The 3,511-nt window shown below is 68.1% G+C and carries 5 protein-coding genes; 1 reads left to right on the top strand and 4 read right to left on the bottom strand.

Going from position 1 to position 3,511, the window contains the following annotated elements; translation table 11 throughout:
• Positions 1-80 precede the first annotated feature (80 nt).
• Genes ACWELQ_RS41265 through ACWELQ_RS41255 form a run of 3 tightly spaced genes read right to left on the bottom strand, consistent with a single transcriptional unit; the run spans position 81 to position 1,593 of the window.
• A complete protein-coding gene (locus tag ACWELQ_RS41265; RefSeq protein ID WP_452402428.1) occupies positions 81-320 on the bottom strand; it encodes a hypothetical protein in 240 nt (79 codons plus the stop codon).
• A 28-nt stretch (positions 321-348) separates the two neighbouring features.
• A complete protein-coding gene (locus ACWELQ_RS41260) occupies positions 349-870 on the bottom strand; it encodes a hypothetical protein (RefSeq protein WP_452402427.1) in 522 nt (173 codons plus the stop codon).
• 30 nt (positions 871-900) lie between these two features.
• On the bottom strand, positions 901-1,593 hold the full coding sequence (locus ACWELQ_RS41255) for a lysophospholipid acyltransferase family protein (RefSeq protein WP_452402426.1): 693 nt from the start codon (positions 1,591-1,593) through the stop codon (positions 901-903).
• A gap of 212 nt (positions 1,594-1,805) precedes the next feature.
• Here ACWELQ_RS41255 and ACWELQ_RS41250 point away from each other — a divergent pair, with 212 nt between their 5' ends.
• Positions 1,806-2,078, top strand: a complete 273-nt coding sequence (locus ACWELQ_RS41250; RefSeq protein WP_452402425.1) for a hypothetical protein — start codon at positions 1,806-1,808, stop codon at positions 2,076-2,078.
• A 3-nt stretch (positions 2,079-2,081) separates the two neighbouring features.
• On the opposite strand, the gene ACWELQ_RS41245 is transcribed toward ACWELQ_RS41250, so the two are convergent.
• A complete protein-coding gene (locus ACWELQ_RS41245) occupies positions 2,082-3,455 on the bottom strand; it encodes a HAMP domain-containing sensor histidine kinase (protein ID WP_452402424.1) in 1,374 nt (457 codons plus the stop codon).
• Between the last annotated feature and the right edge of the window lie 56 nt (positions 3,456-3,511).

The raw sequence follows: 3,511 nt of genomic DNA, 5'->3' as shown, positions 1-3,511 counted from the left end.
GTCAACGTCGTGTGGGCACTCCTCCGCGACAACCGGCTCTATCAACCTGAGCCCCTCACCACTGCTGCTTGACAACGGGATTAAGAGTCGGCGGCAGTCCGGGTCCAGGCGCTGCCAGGCGCGGCGCGGGTCCCCTCGAATCCCGGTTCGAGATCGAGGATGTCCATCAGCGTGGGGTCCTCGTCGACCGCGTGCGAAAGATGCCCGATGCGGCCTTCGGCCCCCGCGTCGGTGGGCCCGATCAACTGCCAGTACTCATCATCGTCGTCATTGCTGACGAACAGGGACTTCCAGCAATCGGCCGGGGATGACTTGCACATTCACCCGGCCGACCCTAGCGGTTCTCGATCAGTGCACGCCGGTCTGCATGCAGCCGGCCGAGCCCGAGACCGAACTCGTCCGGCCGGATCCCGTATTGCACACCAGCCCGGCGAGGAAATACTCGAAGCGTTTGATGTTCGCCTCGGCCCCGTTGTTGTCCATGATCTGCACGGTGATCGAGGTGCTCTGGCTGCCCTGTTGCATGCTGATCACGTGTGCGCCCGCGGTCTGCGGGGTCCAGACGGTCACGAACTTGCCCGGTTCCGCGGTGCCCGAGCTCGCCACGGGAACGCCTGTGGCCAGCGCCTTTCCATCGACCCTGAGGGTCACCGGGGTGGACATGTCGTAGACGTAGGCGGTCAGGTTGCAGGTTTGCGCCGTCGCCTCGCAGGCGAGGATGTCCGGCCCCCCGCCCACCCAGATGTTGACCTTTCCCGGACCGTTGTCGGTTCCGGAATCGGCCGTGGCCGTTCCGGTCGAAAACGGGATCGCCACCGCCGCCAGTACTGCGCCGATCGCGAGGTAGCGAGCGGTCTTCGTCGTGCTCATGGCCGAAAGTATTTGTGAGACATCATTGTTTCACAAGCTCTTCGGGGACCCTGGTTTTCGGGGCTGTGCCCGCAGGTCCTCGATGCGCTGACGCAGGTGATCCAGCAGTTTGTCCGCATCATCGAAGTCGGCGGGGTCGATCGGCGCACCGAAGTGGATGGTCACCGGGTGGCGGCGATCGAACGCGGGTCCGTCGCCACGCGCGCGCCGGGTCGGAAGGACGCCGTCGGTTCCCGTGGTGGCGACCGGGATGATCGGAACACCGGTGGCCAGAGCCAGTTTCGCGACCCCGGGCTTGTAGGGCTCGCGCTCACCCGCCGCGACCAGGCGGCCCTCCGGGTAGATGATCAGCACCCCGCCGTGGCGCAGAATTTGCTCGGCCTGCTCGGTCGCGGCCCGTCCCGACTCGGCATCGCGGCGCACCACCGGAATCTGACCGAGGCGGCGAACCAGCCATCCCACCACGGGCCACGACCACAACTCGGCCATGGCGATCGCGACGGCCCGTCGGCGCAGCGCTCCCCAGAGGAAGACGGCATCGAGCATCGAGAGGTGATTGCTCGCCACGATGGCCGCGCCCGAGGCGGGCACGTGCTCGCGCCCGATCACGGTGACGTGCACGAAGTTCGACCAGGCCAGGGTGCGCAGAATGCGGCGGACCAGATGGGTGGCGACCCAGGCTCGCTTGCCGAGCCCCTTCGGGCGTCGCGGATTGTCGTTCATCATGCTCCATATCGGCCGTCCGGCAACGGGTTCGATCCTCGTCGCCGCGCGGGCGGGCCGCCACCGCAGAACTACTCAGATGAACTCTGGGCGACAATTACATAGCCGTTAGCTATAACGACATTTCGGGCGTAGCCTGGGTGTTGCCGTGATCACGGCAACCGGAGAATCACTCGGTAACAGAATCACTCGAAAAAGGCTCGCGTGCTGCCATGGCCGGAAACTGGTGGCGGAACACTGTTCTGTATCAACTGTCTCGATCGCCGACAAGTGCGGCGGTCATCTTCCTCGCTCTCGACGACGGCAGCGAGGTCATCACCTTCCCCCGGCTCAATTGGGGAGTCGTGGCCACCGCCGCCGCGGCGGTGCTGGGGATCGCCATCGGGCTCATGCTCCTGGTGAGTTCCGCGCACTTCGACGTGCCCTCGACTCCGGCCCCGACCCCACCGGCGTCCTGCGCGCCGTTCTGCCCCACCCCGCCGTGATCGCTAGACGGGGAATGTGAGCGTGAAACACGAACCGCCGGAGTCGGATTCGATGCCGACCTCGGCGTCGTGGAGCTCGGCGACCTGCGCCACGATGGCCAGGCCGAGGCCGTGGCCCGGGATCGCCCGGGTCGAGGGTGAGCGGTAGAAGCGGTCGAAGACGTGTGCCAGGTCCTCTGCCGGAATTCCGGGGCCCGAATCACGCACCGACAGTGCGTGATCGGCGACGGTGAGCCGGACCGTGCCGCCGGGCGGGCTGAACTTGGCGGCGTTGTCGAGCAGGTTGGTGATGGCGCGCCACAGTCGCGCGGGCACACCCCGGACCGTCACCGCGTTCAACTCGGCCTCGAAATCGACTGCGGGCCAATGCCTTCGCGCGATCGCCAGGCAGTCTTCGGCCAGCCGGTCCAGGCGCAGGTCCTCGAGGGTGTCGCGGACCTGGCCCGGGTCGTCGGCGCGGGCCAGGTCGATGAGGTCGCCGGCCAGGCCCGAGAGTTCCTCGGACTGCACTCGCAGCGCGGCCACGGTCGCGTCGAGATCGGCGGGTGGCATGCGCTCGGCGCGGCGCAACAGGTCGATATTGGTGCGCAGCGCCGTGAGCGGGGTGCGCAGTTCGTGGGAGGCGTCGGCGATGAGCCGCTGTTGGGCGGCCCGCGCGTCGCGTTCCGCGGTCAGCGCCGCGTCGAGTTCGTCGAGCATGGTGTTGACGCTGGTCGCCAGGCGCGCTACCTCATCGGACCCGGTGACCGCGATGTGATGTCTGGGATCTCTTGTGCGAGCGACCTTTTCGGCCGCCTCGGTCAAGGTGACCACCGGGTCGAGCGCCCGGCGCGCCAGGACGATGCCTAGCCCTGCGGCCAGCACCAGCCCGGCCGCCGCGGCGGCGAGCAGGGCGAGGCCGACGCGCCGTTGCCCGGTCTCGACCGAGTCCGCGCGCTGGGCCACCTGCACCGCGCTGCCCGGCTCCAGTTGGATGGTGTACATCCGCATCGGGTAGCCGTGGAGGGTGAAGTCGGTGAAGAAGGGTTGCGCGGATCCCATTGCGACAGCACGTGTTCGCGCGTCGACCGGGAGCGACTGGTCGGGGATGTGCTCGGAGCGGATGCTGCCGTCCGCGGCCACCACCTGCACGCAGCTCGGCGCGGCCAGGTACTGGCAGGACCCGGAGATGGCCGCCACCGAGGGCTCGGCGGGGAATTGCCGTGCGATGCGGGTCGACTGCCGCCGCAGGTTCACATCGAGGGTGCTGTTCAATTCGTGCCCGACCACGAAGTAGGCGGCCGCCGCCATGCCCGCCAGCGCCAAACCCATGGCCAGCACGAAGAATACGGCGATCCGGCTCCGCAGTCCGAGCCGGTTGCCCGCGGACCGGGTCACGACGGCCCCACCCGGTAGCCGACCCCGCGCACGGTGTGGATCAGCGCGGGCTCCCC

The organism is Nocardia sp. NPDC004722 (genome assembly GCF_053601505.1).
Note: the sequence above shows the minus strand (reverse complement) of the source record. Positions and strands in the feature narration are given on the sequence as shown.

What these genes read in the sequence shown, in the direction of transcription:
- ACWELQ_RS41265 (WP_452402428.1), bottom strand. Translation starts at nt 320, where the DNA reads ATGTGCAAGTCATCCCCGGCCGATTGCTGGAAGTCCCTGTTCGTCAGC.
- ACWELQ_RS41260 (WP_452402427.1), bottom strand. Translation starts at nt 870, where the DNA reads ATGAGCACGACGAAGACCGCTCGCTACCTCGCGATCGGCGCAGTACTG.
- ACWELQ_RS41255 (WP_452402426.1), bottom strand. Translation starts at nt 1,593, where the DNA reads ATGAACGACAATCCGCGACGCCCGAAGGGGCTCGGCAAGCGAGCCTGG.
- ACWELQ_RS41250 (WP_452402425.1), top strand. Translation starts at nt 1,806, where the DNA reads ATGGCCGGAAACTGGTGGCGGAACACTGTTCTGTATCAACTGTCTCGA.